Here is a 26,403-nt window from a genome sequence, read left to right as displayed (position 1 = left end):
ATCACTCTCCACCCGGGGCCGTCTTGCGCGTGTGGTCCTGCGCGACTGGCCCGCGATAGGCTTGTGTCATCTCGTCCGGCACTTCGCTGCCATCCTTCAGGAAAGGCAGGATGCCCTTTCTGGCGGATTGTCCGCGCATGGCCTTGATGGCGTCTTCTGACATGGTCACCCGCTGTGCAAGCCGCCGTCCCCAGTCCGCAAGATAGCCATAAAGACGGTCGATTGCGTCCTGGTGCTCCGGCTGGCCGGCCAGATCATGGAATTCCTGAGGGTCGGTCTCAAGGTCAAACAGCATGGGGCGGAAGCCGCCTTCGGCGTGCATCATCTTGTAGCGCCCGTCAAAGACCATGAACAGGCGCGCATCACGCGGCTCCAGGCCCAGTTTGACGCATTGCGGGGTGGGCGAATAGTCATATTCGCTGATCACATAGTCCCGCGTCTGCGGGGCCTGGCCGTGAAGAAAGGGCTGCAGGCTCCGGCCTTCGAGTATATGGCCGGGCACCTGGCCTCCGGCGGCTTCCACAAAGGTTGGAGCAAGATCAATCGCCTCCACAAGGGCTCTGCAGGTGGTGCCCCGGGTGCCCTCGGCCTGCGTGCGGGGATCGTAGATGATCAGGGGCACTTTCACCGACGGTTCGTGAAAGAGGTCCTTTTCGCCCAGCCAGTGATCGCCCAGATAATCGCCATGGTCGGAGGTCAGGACGATCATCGTGTCTTTCATCTGGTCCGTTGCCTCCAGATGATCCAGGAGCCGCCCGAGCTGATCATCGCATTGTTTGATCAGGCCCATATAGGCGGGAATGACCTTGTCGCGCACCTCGTCCTGCTGAAAGGCTTTGGCGATGGCGTTGTCCATATAGGCCCCGTAGACCGGATGCGGTGCGGTGCGCTCTCCCGGATGGCGGATGGCCGGCTGAATGTGCTCCTTGCCGAACAACTTGTGATAGGGGGCCGGAACGATATAGGGCCAATGGGGCTTGATATAGCTGACATGGGCGCACCAGCGCCCCTTCGCGCGGGTCAGGAAGTCAATCGTCTGGGTGGTCAGCCACGGGGTTTCACTGTCTTCTTCCCGGATATTGGCGGGCTTGTCGGCATTGTCGAACATCCAGCCGCTCGCCACTTTGCCCTCTTCAACGCCCGCATTGGCAAAGTCGGCCCAGGGGTTCTGGCTCTCATAGCCTTTCGATTTCAGATATTCGTTATAGGGAGAGCGTTTTTCATCATAAAATCCGTCCGGGCCCTGGCCCCAGAGACCGTCATCGCGGACCCAGACATCGAAGCCGCATTCCTCCTGGCGGGCGCCAATCACGCTGTCCGGACTGAGGCCGAGCCGCGCCATGCCTTGCCGGTCGGCGGCCATATGGGTCTTGCCGATCAGCCAGCAGTCCATGCCGAGCTCGCGTAGGTGGTCGCCCATGGTCAGTTCGCCTACGCGCAAGGGGAAGCCGTTCCACTGAGCGCCATGGGACGAGGTGTAGCGGCCGGTATAGGTGCTCATCCGGCTGGCGCCGCAGATCGGCGACTGGACATAGGCGTTGGTGAAGCGGACGCCCAGGCTGGCAACCCGGTCAAAATTCGGCGTCTGCAAATGCGGGTGACCTGCACAGCTCAAATAGTCAAAGCGCAGCTGGTCATACATGATGAAAAGAATATTCAGCGGATCCCTCCCAAGTTCCACATCCGGGAGCATACGCAAAAAGACTCATATCCAACAAATAACTATTTTTCCAAAATTGGAGAAAAAGTTATGGGCTTGTGGCTGCACCTTGAGCCCATGCCTTGCAATGGGTTTTGACCAGATCTGCAAAGGCGATGGCGGCGGGGGTCAGGATGCGGTCCCTGGCGCTGGTCAGGGCAATTGAAACCCTGGGCGGCGGCGCTGCAATCGGAACGACGTCAACATCCCACTTCGTGCGCAGTTCCTGGATCGGCAGGGACGGAAAGGAACACAAGAGCTCGGTTCCCTCCAGCATGGCCAGAATGCTGAGGACGGAGTCGGAGCGGGCAAAGGGTTCTGGGGGCTGGAGCCCGCGCTCTTCAAAGAACTGATAATAAACGGGACGCCTTTCCTTGGGGCCGATCATGATCCAGCGGCCGTCTTGCAGATCGGCAGGATCCCGGGCCTTCAAAAACCGCGATCCATGCCCCGTCAGGATGGAAATCGAGGTCTCAAAGAGCGGGGCCGGATCCAGGCCGGGCAAATCTGACGGGCCGGGAGAGGGCCCCAGGACAAAATCGGCTTCGCCCCGGCGCAGGGGCGCAAAGGCGGCCGGGGCATGGCCGCCCGAAATCCCGATTTTCACATTGGGAAACCGGTGCTGGAACCGCCGCAAGACCGGCGGGACAATCTTCATGGCGGCCAGGGGCGAGACAATGATGTCGAGCGCGCCCACATAGTCTCCCTGGACCTGGGCGACTTCCTCTCTGAGCTTCCGGATGTCGACGGCAATCTTCTTGCAGCGTTCGACAATCACCTGACCCTCGGACGTCGGCACGACACCATAGGAGGCCCGGAAGAAGATCGGAGCGCCGAGTTCCGTTTCAACGGCCTTCAAGGCCTTGGTGACGGCTGGCTGGGTTCTGTTCAGCCGGGTTGCGGCGGCCCCCAGGCTGCCCATTTCGGCAATAGCCACGATCAGTTCAACATGCTGAGGTTTCACCTGAGGCTCCTGACAAGGCGGGCAGTGCTGACAAAGCATAGGGGCTCGCAGCGCGGAAAAGAAGCGCTGCAATTGCCGGAACCTGTCCTGTGAACCGGGTTTTCGGCTCATGGCCGTCAGACTCAGAACCTAGCAGCAATTCCGGCCAGAGGGCCTTGTGGGATGGCGTAATAGGTAAAGCGCCTGGCTCCGGAGCATCACGCCGAAGCGCAGGGGGCAAAATGTAACCGGTGCGCAAGGGGTTTTTGGTGTTTTTGAGAGAGTTTCCGTTCTGGAATTTGATATGTTTATGTCATTGTTTTGTTTTATGTATTTATTTTGAAATAAAAATAGAACAAGAATCGTTGATTATGTATTTTATATTTTAAAGTGGTGTAAATTTATTTGTTTTTCACTTGAGTTCTTGCCGTCCTCTTCCTAGGCTGCGCCCGATGAAGTGCAATCCCTCTGAGGTGGGAACATCCCACGGGAGCGGATGGCGAGGGTGAGCTTTATAACCGGATCTGCACAGACAGGGCCGGTTATCCGTGGCCGGAGGTTCAAGCGCCCTGCAATTCATCGGATCTGACACAGTCACATGAGGCAAGATCGATATGTGTGAACTTTGTTCCGCCACCGGCCGAACCAAAGACTTTCCGGTCGTGGCCGGGTTCAGCTGCGATGACGGCAGCGGACCCCAGGCCAATGAGGGCGCCCCATCCAGCGGCGTGTCGTCGGCTCCGCTGCCCGTCTACACCAATGACCAGATTGCAAATGAGCTGAAACAGCAAACCTCCAGCGGGGCGCCGATTTCGTTCAATGCAGGACCCGGTAGCACGATCACGGTTGATATCACCGGCCTGACCAGCGCCGCCAAGACCCTTGCGACCTATGCTCTGGAAGCTTGGGAGAATGTCACCGGACTGACGTTTTCCTTTGTCAGCAGCGGGGCGCAGATCACGTTTGATGACGAGGACAGCGGGGCTTACGCCAATTATTCCTGGTATGGCAACGGGGATCTGATTTCCGCAAATGTGAACGTGTCCAAGGCGTGGCTGAGCAATTACGGGACGAGTGTCAACAGCTATTCCTTCCAGGCCTATATTCACGAAATCGGCCATGCGCTGGGGCTTACCCACGCGGGCAATTACAATGGCTCTGCCACCTATGGCGTCGACAACCACTATGCCAATGACAGCTGGCAGGCCAGTGTGATGTCCTATTTCAGCCAGACGGCAAACACTTCCGTCAATGCCAGCTTTGCCTATACGGTCACGCCCATGGTCGCCGATATCATCGCGGTTCAGGATCTGTACGGCACGCCGACCACCATTCGCACCGGCGACACGGTCTATGGCCTGAATTCCAATGCCGGTGGCTATCTGGAGGCGGTGTTCGACTCCGAAGCGGCCTCCGGATTTGATCCGAACTCCGCGGTGGCCCTGACGATCTATGACAATGGCGGGACGGATCTTCTGGACTATTCGCACTATTCGGCCAGCCAGAAGATCGATCTCAACCAGGAAGCCATTTCCAATGTGGCCGGAAAGACGGGCAACCTGATCATTGCGCGCGGTACGGTGATTGAAAATGCCAATGGCGGCTCGGGCAATGATGTTCTTGTCGGCAACAGTGCCAGCAATATCCTGAACGGCAACAGCGGGGATGACACGCTGACCGGCGGGGCGGGCAATGACATTCTGCGTGGTGGCTATGGCCGCGATGACATGTCTGCCGGGGCAGGCGACGACACAGTTTATTACACCAATGGCGATTATTTCTGGACCAATGGCACCCCCAAGGATGTTGGAGGGGCCGGAACCGACACGCTGATCATCGAAAACGGGTCCGTCTTCAACACCTCGGGCCTGTCCTGGTACGGCTTTGAGAAATTCATCGGCGCGGGCCGCGACGACCGGGTGACCGGCAATGATGGCTCCGTGGACTATGTGATGGAAGGCGGCGGCGGCAACGACACCCTCACCGGCAATGCGGGGGATGACACGCTTTTGGGCGGGGCCGGGAATGATATTCTGCGCGGCGGCTGGGGCAGCGACACGGTCTTTGGCGGCGCCGGGGATGACACCGTCTATTATGCCAGCGGCGACAAGTTCTGGGACAATGGCACACCGCTTGATATTGGCGGCACGGGTACGGACACGCTGATCGTTGAGGCAGGGTCCCGGTTCAACACAACCGGCCTGTCCTGGTACGGCTTTGAAGTGTTCCAGGGGGCTGAGAAAGACGACCGGGTGGTCGGCAATGATGCCAGCATCGACTATGTCCTGGACGGAGGCGGCGGCAATGACATTCTGACGGGCAGCGGCGGTACAGATACGCTGGTTGGCGGGGCGGGCAATGACCGGCTGGAAGCCGGCGCTTCGTCTGGCGGCTGGCAGAAGATGGAAGGCGGTGCTGGCGATGACACTTTTGTGGTCAGCGCTGACAATGGCTGGATCGACATTGTCGAACTGGTTGGAGATGGCCTCGACAAGCTGCTGTTCACGGATCTGACGCTGGATGATCTTGTGGCCACCAAAGATGCGGCCAACAACATGCTTCTGAGCTGGGCAAACGGCGCCGGGCAGCTTCGGGTCAATGACCTGGGCGCTGAAATCGACAATTACGAATTCGCCGATGGCACGGTGATGCAGGCAGATGATTTTGCGTTTGTGTGATCCGGTTTGAGACACTGAATCCCTGCGCATGCCTGATGGGGCTTGCGCAGGGATTTTCTTATTTAAAACAGATTTCTCATTGGTTTTCCTAAAAATTTACTTCAAGTGTCTTTGCGCAGGCCAGCAGGTTCTCGTCCCGCCCCCCCGGTGCAATCAGCATGGCGCTCAAGGTTGTGCCCGCATGGGTGTAGGGCAGAGCGATGGCGCAGGCATCGGCCACATTGGCAAGAGACGGATTGCGCAGGGCCAGAAGATTGAGGCGGTTGAAGGCATCATCGTCTGACAGATCGGAAATCTTCGGCGGCAGGATGGGCGTTGTCGGCAGCAGCAGCATGTCATTGCCGAGTTCTTGCGCAAAGGCTGCAATGAACTCCGTCCGCCGGTTCAGCGTCTGGCGGTATTCGATGGCGGAGATTTCCGCAGCCCGGCCCATGCGCGCATGCACCCGCGGGTCGAACTGGCCGGGGGAGGCCTGGAAATGGGCTTCATAATGCGCGCGCGATTCCACGGACGTCATGTGCAAGGGCGGGACCGTGTCATAAAGGGCGATGGTATCCAGCGGCTTTTCGATGATGTCCAGCCCGGCTGCGCGCAAGGCCTGCACCGCCGCCTGAAACCCTTCGGCAACGGCTGGTTCCATCTCGGTAAAGCCGAAATTTGACGGAATGATCAGCCGGGCTGCGGCGGGGGGCACGGGGACCGTGTTCCTGCCTGCCATGACCTGCCAGGCAAGCTCGCAGGCCGCAACGGAGCGGGCCATCGGCCCGAAACTGTCGAGACTGTCCGACAGCGGCTTGCCGCCGGTCAGGGGGACCGTGGCCTGGGTCGGCTTGAAGCCCGTGATCCCGGTGAAGGCGGCCGGAATGCGCAAGGATCCGCCAGTGTCGCTGCCAATGGCAATATCGGACAGGCCCAGCGCAACGGAGACCGCGCCGCCGCTGGTGGACCCTCCGGGCGCACAGCCCGGAAAAACCGGGTTGGCCGGGGTGCCGTAATGGGGGTTGAGACCAAGTCCGGAATAGGCGAACTCGGACATGTTGGTGAGGCCGGTCAAGACCGCTCCAGCCGCGTCCAGGCGGGCGATGGCAGGCGCATCGGCTGTGGCGGCGGGATCGTCTGCCAGCACTTTCGTTGCCGATGTGGTGACCTCGCCGTCCACATCGAACAGGGCCTTCACGCTGACGAGGGCGCCTGCCAGAGGGCTGTCTGTGCGAACAGCCTCTTGGGCCTGTGTCCGGGCGCGCCCGGACAGGAGCTTCAGGAAAACGCCCTTTGCCGCGTCCCCGCAGGCTTTGTCCAAAGCCGCCTCCAGCCGGGCAGGGGCGGTTTCAGGTGTCCAGGGAAACGCTGCGCTCATGGGTTATTATCCTGTCAATGCCTTGGGGGTGATTTGGATATCACGAAATGATCTCCAGGGAAACGGTTTGATATTGCGCTTCCATCGACCGGTCCCGCACCGGGTCGGTCAGGGACATTTTGAAGGTGGCAGCCGGACGTACACCACCGATCGCCGGCAAGGTTCCGCATAAAAGGGCTGTGCCATCGGCCAGAGCGGCCCCCTCCATGAGCTGGACCAGCGGCAGGATCGAGGCCAGGGTGCCGTCCTGATAGGCCACCCAATTGCCGTCCTCCTTGATCCAGGAGCGCAGCTCAAGCTGGTCAAGATGGGGGGCAACCTCGTCAAAGGACCAGAGTGTCTTTGCGGCAGGTTTGGCACAGATCTGTTTGGAGGCTGCGACGGAATGGGCTTCCAATGCACGGTCCGTATGGTCGGAGGCGAGCCCCAGCCAGGTGGTTCCCTCATGGCGCAGAACAAAGGGCTCTGCCTCGCCGGAGGTCTGCGTACCCAGAACCTGTATGTGCTCCTCCTGGGTCAGAAGAGACGGGGCGCATTGATAATAGAGTGGCACTGTTGAGGGGGCGGGCACACCGATGGCGGCCAGTTCCTCGATATGATGGTCCACGGCGGCCCGGTCCCGGCCGGTCCAGCCTGCCACAACGAGCCGGTCTGGGGTGCAGGTCAGCGCTCCGGTGCTGGTTTGAAAAATCATGAAAGGGTCTCCGGACGTCTTAATTTTATGGAAGCCGGGCCGCAGCCGGGCGCCCGTCGCGCCGCGGCTTAGGCAATCCGGTCAGAGTGTTGAGGGCAGGAACAAGGCCAGTTGAGGAACCAGGATCAGCAGACCGACCATGGCCAGCATGGCCAGTGCATAGGGGATGCAGCCCAGCATGACATCACTGAAACTGCCGGATTTGCGCGCCGACTGGACCACATAGAGATTGAGGCCGACAGGCGGTGTGATCAGGGCCATTTCCACCAGAATGATCATCAGGATGCCGAACCAGATCTTGTCATAGCCAAGCTGAACGATGATCGGCACGACGATCGGAATGGTGGCCACCATCAGCGACAAGGTCTCGATGAAGAAACCCAGAATGATGTAGATCAGCACAATAACCAGCAAGGTTTCCAGAGGGCCGAGGCCGAGATCTGTCAGCAGGCCCTGGAGCGCCCGGCTGACCCCGGCGGCTGTCAGCGCGAAATTGAGCACATAGGCGCCAATCACCACCAGTGAGATCATGGCCGAGGTCCGGACCGAGCCGCGCAGGGCATCTGCGAGCATGGCAAAGGTCAGCGCCTTGCGCTGGGCTGCAATCAGGAGGGCGATGGCAACGCCCACGGTGGCAGCTTCTGTGGGGGTCGCCCAGCCCGCATAGATCGAGCCGACAATTGCGGTGAAAAGACCCAGGATGGGCAGAAGGTCGCTCAGGCCCTTGAGCTTTTCGGACCATGAACTCTGGCGGCGCGGTCCGCCAAGCGCCGGATGGAGTACACACAGGATCACGGTGATCAGCATGAACAACCCGGCGAGAAACAGGCCCGGGATCAGCCCGGCCAGAAACAGCTGGGGAATGGAGCTTTCGGTCAGAAAGCCATAGACAATGAGGTTGATCGACGGTGGGATCATGATCCCCAATGTGCCGCCCGCAGCAATCGCGCCGGAAAACAGCTTCTGGTTATACCCCAGTGCTTGCGCCTGGGGCATGGCCACGGTTGCCACGGTTGCCGCCGTTGCCACCGAGGAGCCGGACGTGGCTGAGAACATGGTCGAGGTGGCAATGTTGGCGTGGATCAGGCCGCCCGGCATCCAGGCCACCCATTTTTCCAGAGCTGCATAGGTGCGTTTGGCAACACCGCTGCGCACCAGGATCTCGCCCAGCAGCACAAACAGGGGAATGGCGATCAAGGTGGCGCTGTTGGACGAGGACCATACCACCTGGCCAAGGCCGCGCATCAGCGGAAACGGGCTGAAGAAGGTGTCTATGCCGAAGGCCAGAAGAAAGAGCACAATCCCGACAGGGATCGAGAGGGCCAACAGGCCGAGCAGACCAACAGAGGTAAAGGCGATCATGCTTCCCCCCGGGCGCCGGCAATGGCATCAACAGCTTTGTAATCGGCGCGGACCAGCTTCACGGCAACGGATACAAGTAAGAGACTGGCGGACAGGGCAAACCAGAGCCAGCCCCCCCACCAGAGCATTTGGGGAATCCACAAGGGCGTCTCCAGCGGGGTGTTGGCGCGAGCGCCGGTGGCCAGGGTTTTAGCCACAACATCCCAGCCCCGATAAGCTACGACGATGGCGGTTCCGGCCAGACAGGCCAGTGACAGCAGGTCGAAAACGGCCCGGCCCGGTGGGACCAGGCGCTGGCGGAGCAGGTCGATGCGCACATGGGCCTGTTCCGTCAGGGCGTAGCTGATGCCCCAGCTTGTGGTGACAGCCATGACATAGCCGGAGATTTCGTCAACGCCCCCGAGAGAGCCGCCCAGTTTGCGGGCGGCAATCTCCACAAGCGTGAATATCACGCATCCGAGCAGGATCAGACCAACCCCGATGGCGAGACGGTCATTGATCCGTCGAATGAGGGATACCAGGGACGTCATCTGGCTGGCCTCAGTTCGAGTTCAAAGTGACGCCGGTCACTTTGCCAACCGTATCGCTCCAGCGCTTGCCCCAGTCGCCGCCCGCACGTTCCGCCCAGTCCGGCAGAACCTGGGTGATCAGGACGTCCTTGGCCTTGGCCTCGTCAGCCGCACTGGCTTCGACCAGTGTCATGCTATGTGCTTCCCCATAGGGGCATTCGCCATTGCCGGTCAGACAGGCCACGTCGTTTTCCAGCGCGTTCTGTGCGGTTTCCCAGGCCGGGGCTTCCAGATTCTCTTTGACGCCTCTTTCCAGAATGTCTTTCTGGGCGTCGGTGAGGCTGTTCCACTTGTCCAGATTGATGGCGGTGACCACCGGATCCCAGCCGCCAAGCGGCAGCGGCATCAGATGGGTGGAGACTTCCCACCAGCCGGCATTGTAGCCCGACCCTGCGCCGGTGATGGCGCAATCGACAACACCGCGCTGCAAGGCGCCAGGAACTTCCCCGAAGCTGACATTGACGCCTTCCGCGCCCAGAGCTTCCAGGAACTTGGCGGTCATGCGGCCAGAAGCACGCACTTTCTTGCCTTTCAGGTCATCCAGCGAGCTGATCTCCGCGTTGCAGAAGACCACCTGCGGCGGATAGGGAGCAATGCCCAGAACCTTGGCGTTGAAAACATCGCGGTAGATGTCGTCCACCATCGGGCGGGCTGCTTCCACGGCCTTTTGCGCGGTGGCGGCATCCGTGGCGATCAGCGGCACGTCAAGCCCTTCAAGGGGAACACTGTCGGAAACGGCGTAGTCGGCCACGGTCATGCCCACATCGAAGACGCCTTGGGACAGAAGGCGGAAAACATCGCCACCGGAAATGCCCATCTGGTCATGGGTGGTCAGTGTGGCGGTCAGATCGCCGCCGGAGAGTTCCGGAAGCTTCTTGGTCCAGAACGGCGCTTCATATTCCTTGTGCAGCGGCAGGCCGCTCCAGCTGCCGACAACAGAGAGCTCTTCAGCCTGGGCGGCGGTGCCTGCGGTGACTGCAATCAGTGAGATTGCAGAAACAAGTGCCAGTCTATTCATGATGTTGGTCATCCTCTGGTTTGGTGATCTTGAAGGTTCTTGTCGTTGTAGGCGTAAAGGGGCGCCGTGCCGCTGCCGACATCGGCAATCAGCATGGCACCTGGTGCGTGGGTGATGGAAAGCGGCGGGCGGGCTTCCATGATGGCAGCTTGCGGGGTGACCCCGCAGGCCCAGAAGACCGGGATCTCGCCGTCTTCCACCGGAACGGCAGTCCCCCAGTCAGGCGCAGCCAGATCGGGAATGCCGATGTCTTCCGGCGCGCCAGTATGGACAGGGGTACCATGGGCCAGCGGGTAGGCTTTGCAAATGGCAAACACCTCTTCCATGCGGTCCGCGGAGACGGGCCGCATGGAGACAACCATACCACCTTTGAACGGGCCGCTTTCCTGTGTCGCGATCGTGGTCCGGTACATGGGCACCGTCACATTGCGGTCGATATGACGCATGGCAATTCCGGCCTTGCGCAGGGCGGTTTCAAAGCTGAAGGAACAGCCGATGGCAAAGGCGACCAGATCCGCGCGCCACAAGTTGTGCAGGTCGCGCACCTGACCGTCCAGAACACCGTCGCGGTAGATGTTGTAACGGGCTGCATCGGTTCGGATGTCCACATCGGCGCCGAGCCTTGGAATGAAGGGGCTGCCCGGCTCGGACACACCAGCCAGCGGGCAGGCTTTCGGGTTCAGGCGGCAAAACGTGTGAAAATCGTCTGCGAAATCTGCAGGCAGAATTGCCAGATTGCATTGCAGCTTGCCTTTGGCGAGCCCGGCCGTGTGGCCGTCATAGTGCCCATCGCGGATCAGCTGGCGCTGGGCCGCTGTCTCCATATCAAACAGATCGGGAAGCTCGGCAAGGCCGCAGGTCATGGTCACCTCAAAAGTCAGTGGGAAAATGCTGCGGCGGATCTATTATCAAGTCAAATCGTGTTTTTTTGTAAAAAGTGATCAGAAAATATGATCACCTCGCCTTTAGGGGACAGCATGACATTTGAACAGCTCCGGACGTTTCTGACTGTTGCGCGCATGGGTGGTGTGCGCAAGGCTGCCGAGCAGATGAATGTCTCCCAGCCCGCCGTGTCCTCGCGCATCTCCAGCCTGGAAACATACCTTGGAACCCCGCTTTTCAGCCGGGTCTCCACCGGGGTCGTGTTGACGCGCAAAGGTGTGTTGTTGCGCAATCATGCCGAGCAGATCATGGATCTGATGGAGCGGATCAAGGGCGACGTGATGGCCGATGACAGCATCAGCAGCCTGTTGCGTCTCGGGGTGGCTGAAACCGTCGCCCAGACTTGGCTGCCGGATTTCCTGCGGGCACTGCACCGCAGCTTTCCCAAACTGACCATCGAGATCTCGGTGGACATTTCCCACAATCTGCGGGAGATGCTGCTCGACCGGTCGCTCGATCTGGCGATTTTGATGGGACCGGTTTCCGACTACAGTGCAGACAATCTCGACCTGCCGCCCTTTGAGCTGGCCTGGTACCGGCCCATCGATCTGGAAGAGCCGGATCTCAGCGTGACACCGGTGATCACCTACAACCGCAATTCGCGTCCGCACCGGGAACTGACCCAGGAACTGCGCGACCGCTATGGCAATACCGCGCAGGTGTTTCCGACCAATTCCCTGTCGACCGGGTTCGATATGGTGGCCTCGGGCATCGGAGTTGGCATTTTGCCCCACATTCTGGGCCGCAGACTGGTGGAGGAAAACCGGATTGCGACGTTTGATCCGGGCTGGCAGGCGACGCCGCTGCGCTTCACCGCCACCTATATCGGCGAGCCGCGCAATGACCTGATCGCAAAGGCCGCCCGTGTCTCTCAGGAGGTTGCCCGTTCCTATGGAAATTCCCTTTAGGCACCCCATACCAGCCTGTGATTGGCCTGGGTTGGCCGGGCAAGCGGCGTGACACAGCCGGCGGGCGTGCGGATCTAAAAAAACGATGAAGATCCGCTACGGCAGGCTGCTTCGGGACTGTGCGTTAGGACGCAATCGGCGGGCAGGAGCTGGTTTGCTCAGCCCGCGACTTTAGCCCTTGCAGACTTTGCAATGTGTTGGGGTTGCCTGGCAGCACGAAGCTTTGCTCCAGGGCGGTGCGGACATTGTTGATGACTGCGAGATCCTGCACCGCCAGGGTCTGGCAGGGTGTTCCGGTGAAGCGGACCCTTATGCGGATCACCCGCTGGCCATTGTCGGACGGGCCGAATTCTGAATCCAGGGTCGGGTTCGCCCCGGTCATCGGACGCTCAAGCACGACCATGTTCGGCTGATCCTGAAGGACAATCGTTCCGCGTTCCTGGGCGCTGGAGACAAGGGCGCTGCGCACGGCGTCCGGGCTTGCGGCGATCTTCACGCTCTGGGCGCCAGCAGGGACTTCCAGCCTGGGCTGATCCCCGAGTGACGCCGACCGGTTGGAGCCGGACTGGCAGGCGCTGACGGCAAATGCGCAAAGGCCGAGAACGAGAAAGTGTCGCATTTGAGAGTCCAAAGTAAATATCCGTTGCTACAATCGGTCATACCCAAGTTTTCGGTCAGGTCCAGACCTGAGCGAACCAAAACCGGCATTTCTTGCGGCCACAAGCCCGATCTGCGGGGAAAAGCTCTGGAAACGGCCTGTGAGATGTCCAGGCTCCTTTTCGGTCAGAACCGGTCGCCGGTCTTGAAGCCGCCCCCGCCAAAGCTGCCGCCGCTTTTGAAGCCGCCGCCGCCAAACGAGGAGCCTCCGCCTGCGCGCCTGCGGCCAGCGCGGCCAAAACCACCCATGGATTTCGGCAGGCCGGTGCCGTTTGGAAAGGCAACCTTGCGCCCGCGCGGCTTGCGGCGCTGGCGGGCCCGTTCCGCCCGGGACCAGTAGTCTGCGCCGCTGATCGCCCCCTTGACCAGCTCACCCAGCAGAACCGTGGCCAGATTGTCGTCGGAAAAGGTCGTTTCCCAGTTGCCATAGCCATTTGAGCGGAAGCGGCTGATGACTTCGGACAACTCCCCCCGCCGACGGCTGATATCCCGTTGCAGTTCCCGGTCCTGCCGGATTTCCCTGGACACCTGCTCGATCCGATCCCGGAAATCCTCGATACGCTGGACGATTTTCTCGTCCTCCGGGGAGGGGGTGTTGAGCGCGGTTTGCCACAGGTCGTGGAGGTCGTCAGCCTGCAGGGACCTGGACAAGAAGTCTTCCGCTTTTTGAAAGTCTGTGTCTTCGCCGCTGGAAAAATCGGCGAGCGCTCCGGCAAGGGTCTCTATCTGCCGGTCCAGCTTGTCCAGATCCTCATCGATCTGGCCGATCTCGTCGCTATAGGTCTCGATCGTTCCCACCAGATCGGTTCCGGCCGCGTCGGTCATGGCGTTGCGGCTGAACTCGGCGAGCTTGTCTTCTTCCCGGTCCGCGATGTCCGCACAGCGCTCAGCATGTCTTGCCATCCGCTCGGGAATGCCGGTCAGCATGGCGTAATTGGCCCGGGCGTCCTCAAAGCGGATCAGTCCGGCCACCCAGCGGTCAAGGGAGCGGATCAGCCCGCGATGGTCGTAGGTGGGCGTGCCATAGCCGCGTTGCCACAGATAGACAAAAAGCGGGTCCGCATCATAGGCCTTACCTTTTTCCAGCCGGGCTTCTTCCGACGTTCTGGCCTTTTCCGCAGCCGCTTCGGCGGTCCTGTGCGCCTCTTCGGCAGCCTCCCGCTGGGCCAGATAGGCGCTGTCCTGTTCCAGGCGGCTGTCCACCGCCTCCATCAGCTCATCCATCTGGCCTTCGGCGGCATCGCGCGCGATGTCGAGGTCCTGGCGCTTTTTCTGGTGCTGGCTGCGTTCAGTTTCACTCTGGCGCAGCTGCTCGCTCAAGACCTTGTAGTCGTCGCTGCGCTTGTCGAGCAGGCGGCGGGCTTCCCGCGCCGCGCTGTCCAGACGGGTGTTGAGCGTACCGGCGGCGTCCGTGTCGAGCCGGAACCGGGCCAGATCCCGGTAGGCTTCGCTTTGCCGTTCCTGCAGGTCGGTCAGGGCCCGGGTCGAGCGCTCAATGCGCTTGCTGAGCTCGGCCTCTTCCCGTTTTAGGTCGGACAGGGATTGTTCAATGCTCCCAAGGGTTTGGCGGCCGCTCAGCATGAGGCCTCCTCCGGCTGCCGCCCCCGGTCATGCAGGCGAGCTTCCTTCAGATGTGTGACGAACGGGTCCGCCTTGAGCCTTACTGCCATTGCGTAATCGCTCCTTCCTGCACACCGCTGCGCCACTTGATCTCCAGATCGCCCCGCCGTTTGTGGCCGAGCACGCCTTTCTGGACGATGCCGTCTTCCATTTTGTCCCGCCGCACCGCGTCATAGATAGTCTTGGACACCCGCTGGCCCCATTTGTCGACCGTCTCGGATTTGCCGGTTTCTTCGGACTTGATGGTCTGTTTCAGCACCTTGCCGTCCGGGGCGATGGCCTCCACGAAGATGTAATAGTTTTCAGTACTCGGATTGGCTTCCGGAACGCGGCTGAGACCGGTCGGCTCGCCTTCGCGCGAGACGATCTGCACCTCGAAGACCTCCTGCAGACGGGCGGCCAGCTGGCGCAAATCCGCTTCCGCTTTGAAAGCCGCCTCGTTTCGCCCGTCGGCGAGGGCAAGGCTGCCATCGTCGCCAAGGGTCTTGGCCTTGGCTTCAATGGCCTCATCGTCTGTGAGCGTATCGATCCGCGTCACCAGCTCGTTCAAGGTGCCCGGAAGCGCCTTCAGGTGGGCGGCCAGATTGGCGGCGGCTCGCTGCTCGGGCAAGGAGACCAGCACATACCAGGCAGTCACGGCCACGATCAGCACGGCGGTGGCAGCCGCCAGCCATTTCGACCAGGTGCTGCGGGAAATGTAGATCATGGCCAGGCTGCGCTGCAGGCCGGCCTTGGGCGGGACATAGACGAACCGGTCGCGCTTGAGATCCTCAACGCCTGCTTTCAGGATATGGTCCGGAACCTCGATCCCCTGGGACGCATAGACCTGGCGCAGACGCTCCACCATGGCGGCGTCGCGGTCATCGGCTTTCAGTTCCCGCGCAATCTGGCCCTCTTCGTGGCGCAGCGTGTCGACCACGTCCATCGCCATCATCAGATCATCGAGGGGAGCGTCAGATGTGTCTGCCCTGCTGTCCATCAAAACCTGTCTTTTGTGAAAGGGAAAAGGGCCGGTGGAGCACCGGCCCGAAACCGGCCTTTGTCAGAGCCCCTGACCCTGGGCGGTCAGTTTGGCCAGACGGCGTTTGCCATCCTCAACCGCCGAGCGGATCTCTTCGGAATTCTTGGTCGACATCTCGCGCATTTCGGTGATGATCTCCCGGGACTGAACCTGGAAATTGACGACGGAATCCACCAGTTTCTTGACCGAGGCGGCCGCCACGGTCGGTCCGTATCCGGCTTTCAGGGCTTCCTGCTGCACAGCGTCGCCGATTTCGGCCAGGGTTTCCAGGCTTTTGTTGATGCCGTCCTTCATCGCGTTCAGCGTTTCGGTCGATTCATGCAGGCCCTGCAGTCCGGTGAAGGACGCGTTAAGGGCAGTCAGAACGGATTCGTTGGTGGAGAAGAAGCTGACGGACTGGGCATAGACGCGCTCCTTGGCATTGGTGGTCTGCACCAGCCGGGCCATAATCACTTCTGAGGTGTTGTAGCCGATGGTCAGATTGTCCGACAGATCCTTGGCGATCTGGTAGCGCTTTTCCTCGTCCTGCATTTCGCGCATGCGTTCATCGCGCGCCAGTTCCAGGCGGGCCTTCTGGGCCGGATCATCGCCCGCATAGGCTTCGACCTCGCCGGAGGCGGCTTCCAGGGCCTTTTTCTTGCCGCCCAGCGTTTCGGTGGCCATGTTGAGCAGCTCCAGCGCGGTCACCTCGGCCTGTTTCAGTGCGCCGCGGAAATCCCGGTACGCTTCCAGGATTGTCTGCTCCCGTTCAATCTGGTCCTTGGTGGCGCTGGCCACCTCCTTATAGGTGCTGCGAATATCCTGGAACCGGTCGGAAATCGTGCCCCGGCGCATGTCGCGCCATGTGTTGGCAAGGTTTTCGGTGAAGGAGATCTTGCCGTCGGCCAGCTGGTCAACCAGCGCCTTGGCATCGTCCCGGATCGAATTGAACGCGTTGGTGATGTCTTCATAGCGCTCTCCAATGTCCATCTGCTGGACCTGGGTGCGCACGACTTCGTTGAAATTGGAGGCCTGGCTGAGGGTCCGCGAGATCACCAGAACCTTGTCCGGCGACAGGTCGGAGATCTGTTCCAGCAGGGCATTGATCGGCGCATCGGTTTCCGACTGCGGCGTGATGCCGATGTCCCGCAAGGTGGAGAGCGCCCGGTCAAGGTATTGAAGCGGCGAAAACCCGCCTGCCGGGGCTGTTTTCGGGGTGCTGTCTTGGGCTGCGGACGCATCTGTCATAGTCTGGCCTCCTTGTGGGCAACGGCTCTGCCTTCTGGGGCAAGTCTAATGGGTCTGCCCGGCCGTTCCCGTTCCTGTCAATTCATGCCGTCAGTAAGGGCAGGCTAACGCCGCTCTGTCAACGGCTTAGGGCCCCTGCGATTGACGCAAAGCCTCGAAGCCGTTCGGGCAGCTCCATCCTTAGGGGGAAATTGCGACAGAAACATATCGATTGCGCGTCTCAGGTCCGGCCAGCCTGGCAAGCCCTCCCGCATGGTGCGGGAACGCCGGTTTTCCTGCCGTTTGGCCCGTGTCAGCAGACCCGCTGTCTCCATCATTCAAGGGGCGCGCTCAGGCGCTGCCGTTTTGCGGCCAGCGGCGTGCTGTATTGTCCTGGCTTTTCCCGGGCACGGCGGAGACAAGGGGCCGGGGGCGTCAGGACCCGGCAAGCGAGGTGGCGATTTTGGCTGCCAGACGGGCGTTGTTGCGCACGAGTGCGATATTCGTGTCAAGGCTGCGCCCATCGGTCAGATCCAAAATGGTTCCGAGCACGAAGGGGGTGACCTCCTTGCCGGTAATCCGCTCCGCCGTGGCTTTCTTAATGGCAGTGCTGATATAGCCAGCCATCTCGGCGCGCGGAATTTCGTCTGCCAGGGGCACCGGATTGGCAATCAGAACACCGCCATGATCCGTAAAGTTTTCGCGCATCTTCAGAAGATTGCCGATCTCGGCGGCGCTGGCGAGGCTGTAGGGAGCCTTGAGGCCGCTCTCGCGGGACCAGAAGGCCGGCAATTCTTCCGTGCCATAGGCAATGACGGGCACGCCCCGGGTTTCCAGCACTTCAAGGGTCTTGGGAATGTCGAGCAGGGCCTTGGCCCCCGCGCTGACAACACAGACCGGAGTGCGGCCGAGTTCATCCAGATCAGCGGAAATGTCGAAGCTCTCCTCAGCGCCCTTGTGAACGCCGCCGATGCCGCCGGTGGCAAACACCTGGATGCCGGCCAGATGGGCGGCCATCATGGTGGCTGCCACGGTGGTTGCTCCGAAAGAGCCGGTGGCAAGCGCGAAGGTGAGATCAGCGCGCGAGCATTTCATCACGGAACCGGCCTTGGCCAGCCGGTCGAGCTCCGCATCGCTCAAACCGATATGGATCTTGCCGTCCATGACCGCAATGGTTGCGGGCACCGCCCCTTCTGCGCGGATATCTGCTTCCACCTGCCGGGCGGTTTCCACATTGCGCGGAAACGGCATGCCATGGGTGATGATGGTGCTTTCCAGGGCAACGACCGGGGCGGAGCGGTCCAAGGCGGCGTGGACCTCGTCACTATAAACGAGAAGAGACTTCAGGGCGGCGGCGTCAGGTTTGCGTGTCACAGGGTCTGGCCTTCTTTTAAGAGGAAGCAGCAGCTTCGGTCTGCTGCCCTTTTGAGCGCTTTATAGGAGCCGGGCGCCGCAGCGCCAAGCTTACAATTTGTCCGTATGGTCAAATCTTTGAATTTGATCCCAGCGGAGCCCTTCGGCAAGCGCGCCTGTCGATTGCAGCGTCAGGGTTGCCGCCTGAAGGCCGCAGCGGGCGGCGGTGAGAAGACCGTGGCCCCGGGCCAGGGCCGCCAGAATGCCAGCTGTCAGGGCATCTCCAGCCCCGGTCACATCCACAATGGCGGTCTTGGGCGGCGTAAGACGGTGCAACACCCCTCCGGACGAGACCAGGGCCTCACGGCCGCCATCGGTCAGGACAAAAGCTTTTAGACCCTGCTGTGTGAGGGCGTTTGCCAGGGTGTCGGCGGGCAAGGTGTCCGCAAGGCCGGTCAAAGCGGCGGCTTCCCCACGGTTCAGGGTCAGGCAGTCCAGCTCTGCCAACAGGCCTTTGAGCCTCGGGGCCTTGGCATTGGAGACCGCATTGGCGGTCAGGACCCCGCCGCAGTCGGGGCGGGAGCTGCGAATTTGCTGAACAAGAGCGTGCAGCATCGGTTCGGGCAAGTTGGCATCCAGCAGCCACAGAGGGGCAGGCGCCGTCCGTTGCAGCTCCTGTGCCAGGGCGGCGGCAAAAAAACCGGCCGGGGCTTCGCTCAAGACCCGGTCATCAACGCAGGCGGCCGCCAGGCTGCCATCAGGATCATGCAGGGCCAGATATTGCCCCGTCGCGCAGCCGGACCGGGTCTGAAAGGCCAGATCAAGGCCTTCTGCGGCCAGCAGCTCCTTCAAAAAAGCGGCGGCCCCATCGGTGCCGACCGCGCCGATGAGTGTGGTCGCAACCCCAAGACGGCAGGCGGCCCGGGCAATATTGGTGGCGACCCCGCCGGGTTTTGCGGTAAAGCGGGCCGGGGTTGAGGTGTCCCGGCAGATCGTCTCGCGGCCATGGGCGATCGTGTCATAGTGAACCGCGCCGATGGCAACCAGTCGCTGGGAAGGAAAGTCAGGCACGGGGATCGCTCTTCCGGTTTCTTTCAGGACGGACTTTAAGGGACGCCCGTGTCAGCAGCTGTCAGGTCTTTCTGACACGCGGTTTCGTTCGGTGATGTCGGGCCGCGCGGGATCAGCCACCGGCCACGCCGTGGGGCGGGCTATCAGATCCGGCCTGGCCGGGCAACCGTACCGGATCTTGGCTCCGGCCCGGGCGATTCTGGTTTGCCACGGGAAAATCGTATGTTTCCAGATTTTTCTAACGTAACGTAATTTTCTTTGTTGGCTTTAGGAACATATTGGAAACAAAGTTAAAATACTGCTTTGAAAACAGATGCTTTTAGAAGATTGCAAAAAGAGAACAAATAAGGTACAAACCCTGTCATTGAAACAACGCGTCCGTCGTGGAATAAGGAGCGTGACCCATGTCGCAAAGTACACTTCGTCTCGTAGAAAGCAGCCAGATGGATAAGACAAAAGCGCTGGATGCAGCGCTCAGCCAGATCGAACGGGCCTTTGGCAAGGGCTCCATCATGCGGATGGGGCAGGGGCAGGCCGTTGAGATTCAAGCCGTCTCGACCGGGTCTCTCGGACTGGACATCGCTCTTGGGATCGGCGGGTTGCCGCGTGGCCGGATTGTGGAGATCTATGGACCGGAATCCTCCGGTAAGACAACGTTGGCCCTGCACACGGTGGCCGAGGCCCAGAAGGATGGGGGTATTTGCGCCTTTGTGGACGCGGAACACGCACTTGATCCGGTCTATGCGCGCAAGCTCGGCGTTGATATCGACAATCTCCTGATTTCCCAGCCCGATGCGGGCGAGCAGGCGCTGGAAATTGCCGACACGCTGGTGCGCTCCGGGGCAATCGACGTACTGGTGATTGATTCCGTGGCCGCCTTGACCCCCAAGGCCGAACTGGAAGGTGAAATGGGCGACAGCCTGCCGGGCATGCAGGCACGTCTTATGAGCCAGGCGCTGCGCAAACTCACCGCGTCGATTTCCAAGTCCAACTGCATGGTGATCTTCATCAACCAGATCCGCATGAAGATCGGTGTGATGTTCGGATCTCCGGAAACGACGACCGGCGGCAACGCACTGAAGTTCTATGCTTCTGTCCGCCTCGATATCCGCCGGATCGGCTCTATCAAGGACCGGGACGAGGTGGTCGGCAACCAGACACGGGTAAAAGTGGTCAAAAACAAGCTGGCCCCGCCATTCCGTCAGGTTGAATTCGATATTGTCTATGGCGAGGGTGTGTCCAAGATGGGCGAGCTGATCGACCTGGGCGTGAAGGGCAATGTGGTGGAAAAGTCCGGCTCGTGGTTCTCCTATAACAGCCAGCGGCTTGGTCAGGGACGCGAGAATGCCAAGCAGTTCCTGAAGGACAATCCGGAAATTGCCGATGAAATAGAACTCGCGATTCGCCAGAATGCGGGCCTGATCGCTGAAGCGATCATTGACCCGGAAGGTGGGGACGAAGAGCAGGGCGACTGAGACCGCCAAAAGACGTGCTCTCAGACGCCCCTCGGCCCAGACGGGGGGCTGTCCTTACCCGTCATTTGCGGCGGGCGGACCGGGAACCCGGCTGAAAGATGTATCACCAAGAGGCAAAGCCCTTTCCGGACGGGAGAGGGCTTTTCTTTTGGCCGCCATCCAGACCGGCGCTGGGAGATCTGGAGGCAAGGTCAAAACACCCGGAAAGACCGGTGGAGCGCCTTTGCGGCAAGCGGAAGCCGTGGCTCCCGCCCCGCAGACTTGCCCAGAACGCATGCAACCGCTGGACAGGGTTTGAGCGCAAAGTTAAAAAGCTGTTCCGGCTGCGGGGCCTCAGGGGTTCTGTCCGGCTGGCTGACTTTCACTAGGCCCGATTTTCCGGGCAAGGACGTAATGCGAGACCCGAATGACCGGCGTAAATGAAATCCGCTCCACATTTCTGGACTATTTCAAGAAAAACGATCACGAAGTGGTCGAGTCCGGGCCTTTGGTTCCGCGCAATGATCCCACGCTGATGTTCGCCAATGCGGGCATGAACCAGTTCAAGAACGTGTTCACCGGTCTGGAGACCCGTCCCTATTCCCGGGCAGTCACCGCGCAGAAGGTGGTGCGGGCCGGCGGTAAGCACAACGATCTAGACAATGTCGGCTATACGGCCCGGCACCACACATTCTTTGAAATGCTGGGCAATTTTTCCTTTGGCGACTATTTCAAGGAACGGGCGATCGAGCTCGCCTGGGCCCTGATCACCAAGGAATATGGCCTGCCCAAGGACCGGTTGCTGGTCACGGTCTATTCCGAGGACGAGGCGGCGGCCGGGTTCTGGAAGAAGATTGCCGGGCTCGGCGACGACCGGATCATCCGTATTCCGACGTCGGACAATTTCTGGACCATGGGCGACACGGGCCCTTGCGGACCGTGTTCGGAAATCTTCTATGACCATGGCGATCACATCTGGGGCGGCCCTCCGGGCACGCCGGAAGAAGACGGGGACCGGTTCATCGAGATCTGGAACCTGGTTTTCATGCAATATGAGCAGACACCGGAAGCCAGACTGGATCTGCCGCACCCCTCGATTGACACCGGAATGGGGCTTGAGCGGCTGGCTACCGTGCTGCAGGGTGTTCACAACAACTATGACATCGACCTCTTCCGGGCTCTGATTTCCGCCTCCGAACATGAAACCGGTGTTGAGGCTGAAGGCGATGCGCTTGGCAGCCACCGGGTGATTGCCGATCACCTGCGCTCCACCAGTTTCCTGATTGCGGATGGGGTTCTGCCTTCCAATGAAGGCCGTGGTTATGTGCTGCGCCGGATCATGCGCCGGGGCATGCGCCATGCGCATCTGCTCGGGGCCGGCGAGCCGCTGATGCACAAGCTGGTGCCGGCGCTGGTGCGGGAAATGGGCCGTGCCTATCCGGAACTCGGCCGGGCCGAGGACCTGATCACCGAAACTTTGAAACTGGAAGAAACCCGGTTCCGCAAGACCCTGGAGCGGGGCCTTGGCCTTTTGGATACGGCCACGGAAGACCTGTCGGCCGGTGGCCAGCTCGACGGCGAAACCGCTTTCAAGCTCTATGACACCTATGGCTTTCCGCTTGACTTGACCCAGGACGCCCTCAGGGCCCGGGACATTTCGGTTGATACGGACGGCTTTGACGCGGCCATGGACCGTCAGAAGGCGGAAGCCCGCGCGGCCTGGTCCGGATCGGGCGGGGCTGCGACCGAAGCCATCTGGTTTGCGCTGAAGGAAAAGCACGGTGCCACGGATTTCCTCGGCTATGAGACAGAGACTGCGGAAGGGGTTGTCGCAGCGCTCGTTGCAGATGACGCGGAAACGGTCAAACTGACGGCAGGCAACAGCGGCTTCCTGATCCTCAACCAGACGCCGTTTTACGGCGAGAGCGGTGGTCAGGTGGGCGATACTGGCAAGATGCTGGCCCCGGGCCTGCACATCACCGTGACCAACACCCAGAAAAAAGCTGACGGCCTGTTCGTGCACAGTGTCACGGTGGTCGAAGGCGAGGTTACGCCCGGCACGGCGCTGGAGCTGAAAGTCGACCCTGCCCGCCGTGGCGCTATCCGATCCAACCATTCCGCCACCCATCTGGTGCATGAGGCGTTGCGGGAAGTGCTGGGGTCTCATGTGGCCCAGAAGGGCTCTTTGGTGAGCCCGGAGCGCCTGCGTTTCGACTTCTCCCATCCCAAGCCGGTCAGCGATGCGGAACTGGCTGAAGTGGAAACCTTTGCCAACGAGATTGTCCTTCAGAATGCCCCGGTCGACACCCGCCTGATGGCTGTCGATGACGCCATTGAAGCCGGTGCCATGGCGCTGTTTGGCGAAAAATACGGTGAGGAAGTCCGGGTTGTGTCCATGGGCACGGCGCTGCACGGGGACAAGGCCGGCAAGCCTTATTCTCTGGAATTGTGCGGTGGCACACATGTTTCGCGCACGGGCGATATCGGCCTGGTGACGCTGGTCTCCGAAGGTGCGGTTGCCGCTGGTGTGCGCCGGATCGAGGCGTTAACTGGCCCAGAAGCCAGGGCCTATCTCGATGCCCAGGACAAGCGCATGCGCGGCCTGGCGGCACTGCTGAAGACCGGCGCCGATGAGGTTCCAGCCCGGGTGGCCCAGCTGGTGGACGAGCGGCGCAGGCTGGAAAAAGAGCTGGCGGATGCGAAGAAGAAACTTGCCATGGGCGGGGGCGGAGACGGGGCTGCGCCGGTCAAGGAGGCTGGTGCCTTCAAACTGATGGCGCGCACCGTAGAAGGCATCAACCCGAAAGATCTGAAGGGCATGGCGGATGAAGCCAAGACCCAGCTCGGTTCCGGCGTGGTCGTTTTGATCAATGTTGCCGAAGACGGCAAGGCGGCCATTGTCACGGCGGTCACCAAGGACCTGACCGGGACGGTCAGCGCGGTCGATCTGGTGCGGATCGGGTCGGAAGCCCTTGGCGGGCGTGGCGGCGGCGGCCGCCCGGATATGGCCCAGGCCGGGGGGCCGGACGGATCCAGGGCGGACGGCGCCATTGCCGCGATTGAAAGCCATTTGGCCGGGCTCTGAGACATTGGAGCCCGCTGGACGGTCTGCAGGATGAAGGTATGTTGCCGTGCCGGGGCCTTCGAGGCCCCGGCTTTTTTTTTGATTGTGTGAGTGGACTGCGCTTAGCCGGAGGGCAAACCGCTCTGTCTTTTGCGTTGACATCACGGATGTCAGGCAGCGAAAGACACATCCAGCCAAACGCGAATTTTCTGTGGTTGACGGGTCTCTATCAATTGAGACTGGCCTCAATGGAGCCAGGCGGCTGCTGTCATGGCAAAGGCGGCAAGCGTTGTCGAGACAAGCAGCATTTTCAGGACCACATGATGCGGGGAGGTTTCCGCTGCGCGGGCCTTGTCGGTGTCAATCGTCATGATGGCTGTCCTTGGGTTTGTCGTGCCCACAAACTTTAGGTGAGGGCTGCGGCAATTTTTCCCAATCACGTTTTCAGCGCGGGCGCTCACGGCTTTGCGCAGATTGCGTGAAGGCTTGGGGCCGTTGTGGATTTTGCGCTTGTCTCAACATCGGCTATTCAAACATGACGCGAAACTTTTTTCAGGGAGCACAGGGTGCAGGATAACAGCGTCAAGCGGATGCTTTACGAAGTGCTTGAAGACACGGGAAAACAACGGCTGGCTGCCCGTTCGCTGCGTCATTTTCTGGTGGCCCTGATTGTGCTCAACCTGGTTCTGGCGGTTCTGGAAACGGTGCCGGAAATCCGCAACAGCTACGCGCCTCATCTGAAATTCATCCAACTGGGCAGCGGCTTTGTGTTTCTGCTGGAATATGTGCTGCGCATGTATGTTGCCGATCTGCATCCGCCCCTGCGCCGCTATGGTCCGGTCTGGTCCCGCCTGCGCTATGCGGTGCATCCCGATGCGGCGATTGACCTGATCGGTGCCCTGCCGCTGCTGTTTGTCCTGTTCTTGCCCAACCAGGCGGTGACTGTGGTTGTGGTGCTGCGGCTGCTCAGGTTCCTGAAGCTGGCGCGGTATTCCCCGGCGCTGCGCTCGCTGATTTCGGCGGTGGTGGGCGAGCGCAAGGCGTTGCTTGGCTCCAGCATGATCATCTTCGGGGTGATCCTGATGGCCGCAACGGTGATGTATCTGATCGAGCATGAGGCCCAGCCGGAGAAGTTCCGCAGCATTTTGCACGGCATTTACTGGGCGATTACCACCATCACCACCGTGGGCTATGGCGATGTGGTGCCTGTGACCAATCTGGGCAAAATGGTCGGCGGTGTGGTCATGCTCATGGGCTATGGGCTGATTGCCTTGCCGGTTGGCATCATTGCCTCCGCCTTTGCCCGGGAGATCCACAGCCGGGATTTTGTCATCACCTGGTCGATGGTGGCCCGTGTGCCTTTGTTTGAGGATCTGAAGGCAACTGAAATTGCGGAAGTGTCGAAGCTGCTGCAGGCACAGAAGATCCGCAAGGGCGGCACCATTGCCGAAGAGGGCGCCGTTGCCGACCGGATGTATTTCATTGCCGAAGGCGAAGTGGCGATCCAGCTGAAACACGATACGGTCTATCTGGGCGAGGGCGCGTTTTTCGGGGAACTGGCCCTGTTGAACCAGACCCGGCGCACGGCAACCGTGACCGCCTACCGGGATTGCCAGCTGCTTGTGCTGGAATCGGGGGCGCTGCAGCACCTGATGGACAAGGACGAATCCCTTGCCCGGAAAATCATGGAGGAAGCCCGGCACCGGGTTGCAGCAGGCAAGAAGGTGCTTGGGGAGCTGGCGGAAGAAGAACTGCAACAGGCCGGGGTCTATGCGTCTGTCGAGGAAGACAGGGACGAGCCGGAACTGTCCTTCCCCGATGAGTCGGCTCCGGGCAAGACGCCAGCCTCTTGAGGGAAGGCACCTGACGCTTTTATCATGCGAGATTGGGAAAAGCGGCTTGAGGCTCGCTGGGTCCCCTGAACGAGGCGTCTGTCCTCTTGCAGTTTTCGTGCTTATTTATAAAATGAAAAAAGGTAAATAAGAATCTGATAATAATAATTAATCGCTCCCGGGGGTCGTGACCTCAAAACTCTTTTGCTGACGAATCCGGTCCAGCCAGCCGGACAGTTTGGGAGCGCTCTTCAAGAGCACTTGGCCTTCTTCGGCCTGGTCAAACAGATGCAGCATCGGGGCGGCATGGCAATCGGCAAGGGTGAGGTGGCTGCCCAGCAGAAAGAGGCCTTGGCTGCACAAGCTTTCCAGGGCGCTGACAATCACCCGGGCCCGGCCGATGGCAGAGGAGATCCTGACCTCATCGGCCGCGTGCCCGCCGCGGGTCTTCACCATCCGCTCTACATAGATTTCCCAGACAAGGATCGGGTAGGCCTCGGAATCAAGAAGGGAGAGGATCTGGTTCATCCTCGCCCGCTGGCGGGGCTCTTCAGGCTGTAACGGCGGGCCGTCCAGGGCTTCATCCACATAGCGCAGAATGGCGCTGGTCTCGTAAAGGGTCAGGTCTGCGTGGCTGAAGACCGGGATCTTGCCAAACGGGTTCAGCTTTAAAAAGCTCTCTGGCGGGCCGTTCGGCGCGAAGACATCAACCGGAACGAGCTCATAGGCTGCGCCTTTTTCTTCCAGAGCAAGCCGGGCAGAGCGCAGGTAAACGGAATAATCAGAACCACTACTGTCCGGGAAAATTGAATTGGAATTGATATTCCGGATTTTGTTTGTCGACCCTGTCGTTTGGATTTAGCAGTCGGGTTATGTCGCATAAGTTGTGGATGTGGTTTCCGGCGACGGCGGCGAGGCGTTTCAACGGCACGGTGATGTTGTTTGCCTTGTGGAC

At 60.5% G+C, this 26,403-nt stretch carries 21 protein-coding genes and 1 pseudogene; 5 read left to right on the top strand and 17 right to left on the bottom strand.

Translation table 11 applies throughout. The features are described from left to right. Position 1: 1 nt before the first annotated feature. Both ACXAH0_RS00110 and ACXAH0_RS00105 read right to left on the bottom strand, forming a co-directional pair. The gene (locus tag ACXAH0_RS00110) at positions 2-1,693 is read right to left on the bottom strand and encodes a sulfatase-like hydrolase/transferase (protein ID WP_475188725.1); all 1,692 of its coding nucleotides are present in this window, start codon (positions 1,691-1,693) and stop codon (positions 2-4) included. Positions 1,694-1,748: 55 nt separating this feature from the next. Beyond that, positions 1,749-2,663: a LysR family transcriptional regulator gene (locus ACXAH0_RS00105; RefSeq protein WP_475188155.1), complete on the bottom strand. Its 915-nt coding sequence runs from the start codon at positions 2,661-2,663 to the stop codon at positions 1,749-1,751. A 593-nt stretch (positions 2,664-3,256) separates the two neighbouring features. On the opposite strand from ACXAH0_RS00105, the gene ACXAH0_RS00100 reads away from it, so the two are divergent. After that, entirely contained in the window at positions 3,257-5,320 is a 2,064-nt protein-coding gene (locus ACXAH0_RS00100; protein ID WP_475172913.1) for a M10 family metallopeptidase, read from the top strand. Between the two features lie 88 nt (positions 5,321-5,408). On the opposite strand, the gene ACXAH0_RS00095 is transcribed toward ACXAH0_RS00100, so the two are convergent. From ACXAH0_RS00095 to ACXAH0_RS00070, 6 genes are all read right to left on the bottom strand, one after another. Then, entirely contained in the window at positions 5,409-6,677 is a 1,269-nt protein-coding gene (locus ACXAH0_RS00095) for an amidase family protein (protein ID WP_475188153.1), read from the bottom strand. Between the two features lie 40 nt (positions 6,678-6,717). Beyond that, on the bottom strand, positions 6,718-7,371 hold the full coding sequence (locus ACXAH0_RS00090; RefSeq protein WP_475188150.1) for a DUF2848 domain-containing protein: 654 nt from the start codon (positions 7,369-7,371) through the stop codon (positions 6,718-6,720). A gap of 81 nt (positions 7,372-7,452) precedes the next feature. Next, a complete protein-coding gene (locus ACXAH0_RS00085; protein WP_475172921.1) occupies positions 7,453-8,733 on the bottom strand; it encodes a TRAP transporter large permease in 1,281 nt (426 codons plus the stop codon). Beyond that, positions 8,730-9,263 carry a TRAP transporter small permease subunit gene (locus ACXAH0_RS00080; protein ID WP_475172923.1) on the bottom strand — a complete coding sequence of 178 codons (534 nt, stop codon included), beginning with the start codon at positions 9,261-9,263 and terminating at the stop codon, positions 8,730-8,732. The genes ACXAH0_RS00085 and ACXAH0_RS00080 overlap by 4 nt, the downstream gene beginning before the upstream one ends. A 10-nt stretch (positions 9,264-9,273) precedes the next feature. Then, positions 9,274-10,320, bottom strand: a complete 1,047-nt coding sequence (locus ACXAH0_RS00075; protein ID WP_475188148.1) for a TRAP transporter substrate-binding protein — start codon at positions 10,318-10,320, stop codon at positions 9,274-9,276. An 8-nt stretch (positions 10,321-10,328) separates the two neighbouring features. Next, a complete protein-coding gene (locus tag ACXAH0_RS00070) occupies positions 10,329-11,183 on the bottom strand; it encodes a putative hydro-lyase (protein WP_475172929.1) in 855 nt (284 codons plus the stop codon). A gap of 114 nt (positions 11,184-11,297) precedes the next feature. Here ACXAH0_RS00070 and ACXAH0_RS00065 point away from each other — a divergent pair, with 114 nt between their 5' ends. After that, entirely contained in the window at positions 11,298-12,170 is an 873-nt protein-coding gene (locus tag ACXAH0_RS00065) for a LysR family transcriptional regulator (protein WP_475172931.1), read from the top strand. A 124-nt stretch (positions 12,171-12,294) separates the two neighbouring features. On the opposite strand, the gene ACXAH0_RS00060 is transcribed toward ACXAH0_RS00065, so the two are convergent. The 6 genes from ACXAH0_RS00060 to ACXAH0_RS00035 form a co-directional block, all read right to left on the bottom strand. Continuing rightward, on the bottom strand, positions 12,295-12,789 hold the full coding sequence (locus ACXAH0_RS00060) for a hypothetical protein (protein WP_475188145.1): 495 nt from the start codon (positions 12,787-12,789) through the stop codon (positions 12,295-12,297). A gap of 164 nt (positions 12,790-12,953) precedes the next feature. Further along, complete coding sequence (locus ACXAH0_RS00055) at positions 12,954-14,408, bottom strand: hypothetical protein (RefSeq protein ID WP_475188144.1); 1,455 nt, start codon at positions 14,406-14,408, stop codon at positions 12,954-12,956. Positions 14,409-14,487: 79 nt separating this feature from the next. Then, positions 14,488-15,426 (bottom strand): DUF6384 family protein, encoded by a 939-nt coding sequence (locus ACXAH0_RS00050; RefSeq protein ID WP_475172939.1) that lies wholly within the window; start codon positions 15,424-15,426, stop codon positions 14,488-14,490. Positions 15,427-15,489: 63 nt separating this feature from the next. Further along, entirely contained in the window at positions 15,490-16,695 is a 1,206-nt protein-coding gene (locus tag ACXAH0_RS00045; protein WP_475188142.1) for a cell surface protein, read from the bottom strand. Between the two features lie 414 nt (positions 16,696-17,109). Beyond that, positions 17,110-18,048, bottom strand: coding sequence for a pseudouridine-5'-phosphate glycosidase (locus tag ACXAH0_RS00040; protein WP_475188138.1), 939 nt, complete (start codon positions 18,046-18,048; stop codon positions 17,110-17,112). Positions 18,049-18,138: 90 nt separating this feature from the next. Further along, complete coding sequence (locus ACXAH0_RS00035) at positions 18,139-19,098, bottom strand: PfkB family carbohydrate kinase (protein ID WP_475188135.1); 960 nt, start codon at positions 19,096-19,098, stop codon at positions 18,139-18,141. Positions 19,099-19,502: 404 nt separating this feature from the next. On the opposite strand from ACXAH0_RS00035, the gene recA reads away from it, so the two are divergent. Further along, positions 19,503-20,573 carry a recombinase RecA gene (gene recA, locus ACXAH0_RS00030; RefSeq protein ID WP_475172951.1) on the top strand — a complete coding sequence of 357 codons (1,071 nt, stop codon included), beginning with the start codon at positions 19,503-19,505 and terminating at the stop codon, positions 20,571-20,573. Between the two features lie 406 nt (positions 20,574-20,979). Then, entirely contained in the window at positions 20,980-23,637 is a 2,658-nt protein-coding gene (gene alaS, locus ACXAH0_RS00025) for an alanine--tRNA ligase (protein ID WP_475188133.1), read from the top strand. 224 nt (positions 23,638-23,861) lie between these two features. Here alaS and ACXAH0_RS00020 read toward each other — a convergent pair whose 3' ends face one another. Continuing rightward, complete coding sequence (locus ACXAH0_RS00020; RefSeq protein WP_475172955.1) at positions 23,862-23,987, bottom strand: hypothetical protein; 126 nt, start codon at positions 23,985-23,987, stop codon at positions 23,862-23,864. Between the two features lie 195 nt (positions 23,988-24,182). On the opposite strand from ACXAH0_RS00020, the gene ACXAH0_RS00015 reads away from it, so the two are divergent. Next, entirely contained in the window at positions 24,183-25,469 is a 1,287-nt protein-coding gene (locus ACXAH0_RS00015; protein WP_475188129.1) for a cyclic nucleotide-gated ion channel, read from the top strand. 147 nt (positions 25,470-25,616) lie between these two features. On the opposite strand, the gene ACXAH0_RS00010 is transcribed toward ACXAH0_RS00015, so the two are convergent. Beyond that, positions 25,617-25,976, bottom strand: a complete 360-nt coding sequence (locus ACXAH0_RS00010; RefSeq protein WP_475188127.1) for a glutathione S-transferase family protein — start codon at positions 25,974-25,976, stop codon at positions 25,617-25,619. 45 nt (positions 25,977-26,021) lie between these two features. Continuing rightward, a pseudogene (locus ACXAH0_RS00005) lies at positions 26,022-26,255 on the bottom strand (glutathione S-transferase N-terminal domain-containing protein); the annotation flags it as partial. Between the last annotated feature and the right edge of the window lie 148 nt (positions 26,256-26,403).

The sequence above is a fragment of the Roseibium sp. AWQ4_290 genome, assembly GCF_056160985.1.
Note: the sequence above shows the minus strand (reverse complement) of the source record. Positions and strands in the feature narration are given on the sequence as shown.

What these genes read in the sequence shown, in the direction of transcription:
- ACXAH0_RS00100 (WP_475172913.1), top strand. Translation starts at nt 3,257, where the DNA reads ATGTGTGAACTTTGTTCCGCCACCGGCCGAACCAAAGACTTTCCGGTC.
- ACXAH0_RS00065 (WP_475172931.1), top strand. Translation starts at nt 11,298, where the DNA reads ATGACATTTGAACAGCTCCGGACGTTTCTGACTGTTGCGCGCATGGGT.
- recA (WP_475172951.1), top strand. Translation starts at nt 19,503, where the DNA reads ATGTCGCAAAGTACACTTCGTCTCGTAGAAAGCAGCCAGATGGATAAG.
- ACXAH0_RS00010 (WP_475188127.1), bottom strand. Translation starts at nt 25,976, where the DNA reads ATGAACCAGATCCTCTCCCTTCTTGATTCCGAGGCCTACCCGATCCTT.
- ACXAH0_RS00085 (WP_475172921.1), bottom strand. Translation starts at nt 8,733, where the DNA reads ATGATCGCCTTTACCTCTGTTGGTCTGCTCGGCCTGTTGGCCCTCTCG.
- ACXAH0_RS00055 (WP_475188144.1), bottom strand. Translation starts at nt 14,408, where the DNA reads ATGCTGAGCGGCCGCCAAACCCTTGGGAGCATTGAACAATCCCTGTCC.
- ACXAH0_RS00095 (WP_475188153.1), bottom strand. Translation starts at nt 6,677, where the DNA reads ATGAGCGCAGCGTTTCCCTGGACACCTGAAACCGCCCCTGCCCGGCTG.
- ACXAH0_RS00080 (WP_475172923.1), bottom strand. Translation starts at nt 9,263, where the DNA reads ATGACGTCCCTGGTATCCCTCATTCGACGGATCAATGACCGTCTCGCC.
- ACXAH0_RS00090 (WP_475188150.1), bottom strand. Translation starts at nt 7,371, where the DNA reads ATGATTTTTCAAACCAGCACCGGAGCGCTGACCTGCACCCCAGACCGG.
- ACXAH0_RS00060 (WP_475188145.1), bottom strand. Translation starts at nt 12,789, where the DNA reads ATGCGACACTTTCTCGTTCTCGGCCTTTGCGCATTTGCCGTCAGCGCC.
- ACXAH0_RS00020 (WP_475172955.1), bottom strand. Translation starts at nt 23,987, where the DNA reads ATGACGATTGACACCGACAAGGCCCGCGCAGCGGAAACCTCCCCGCAT.
- alaS (WP_475188133.1), top strand. Translation starts at nt 20,980, where the DNA reads ATGACCGGCGTAAATGAAATCCGCTCCACATTTCTGGACTATTTCAAG.
- ACXAH0_RS00075 (WP_475188148.1), bottom strand. Translation starts at nt 10,320, where the DNA reads ATGAATAGACTGGCACTTGTTTCTGCAATCTCACTGATTGCAGTCACC.
- ACXAH0_RS00070 (WP_475172929.1), bottom strand. Translation starts at nt 11,183, where the DNA reads ATGACCTGCGGCCTTGCCGAGCTTCCCGATCTGTTTGATATGGAGACA.
- ACXAH0_RS00050 (WP_475172939.1), bottom strand. Translation starts at nt 15,426, where the DNA reads ATGGACAGCAGGGCAGACACATCTGACGCTCCCCTCGATGATCTGATG.
- ACXAH0_RS00110 (WP_475188725.1), bottom strand. Translation starts at nt 1,693, where the DNA reads ATGCTCCCGGATGTGGAACTTGGGAGGGATCCGCTGAATATTCTTTTC.
- ACXAH0_RS00045 (WP_475188142.1), bottom strand. Translation starts at nt 16,695, where the DNA reads ATGACAGATGCGTCCGCAGCCCAAGACAGCACCCCGAAAACAGCCCCG.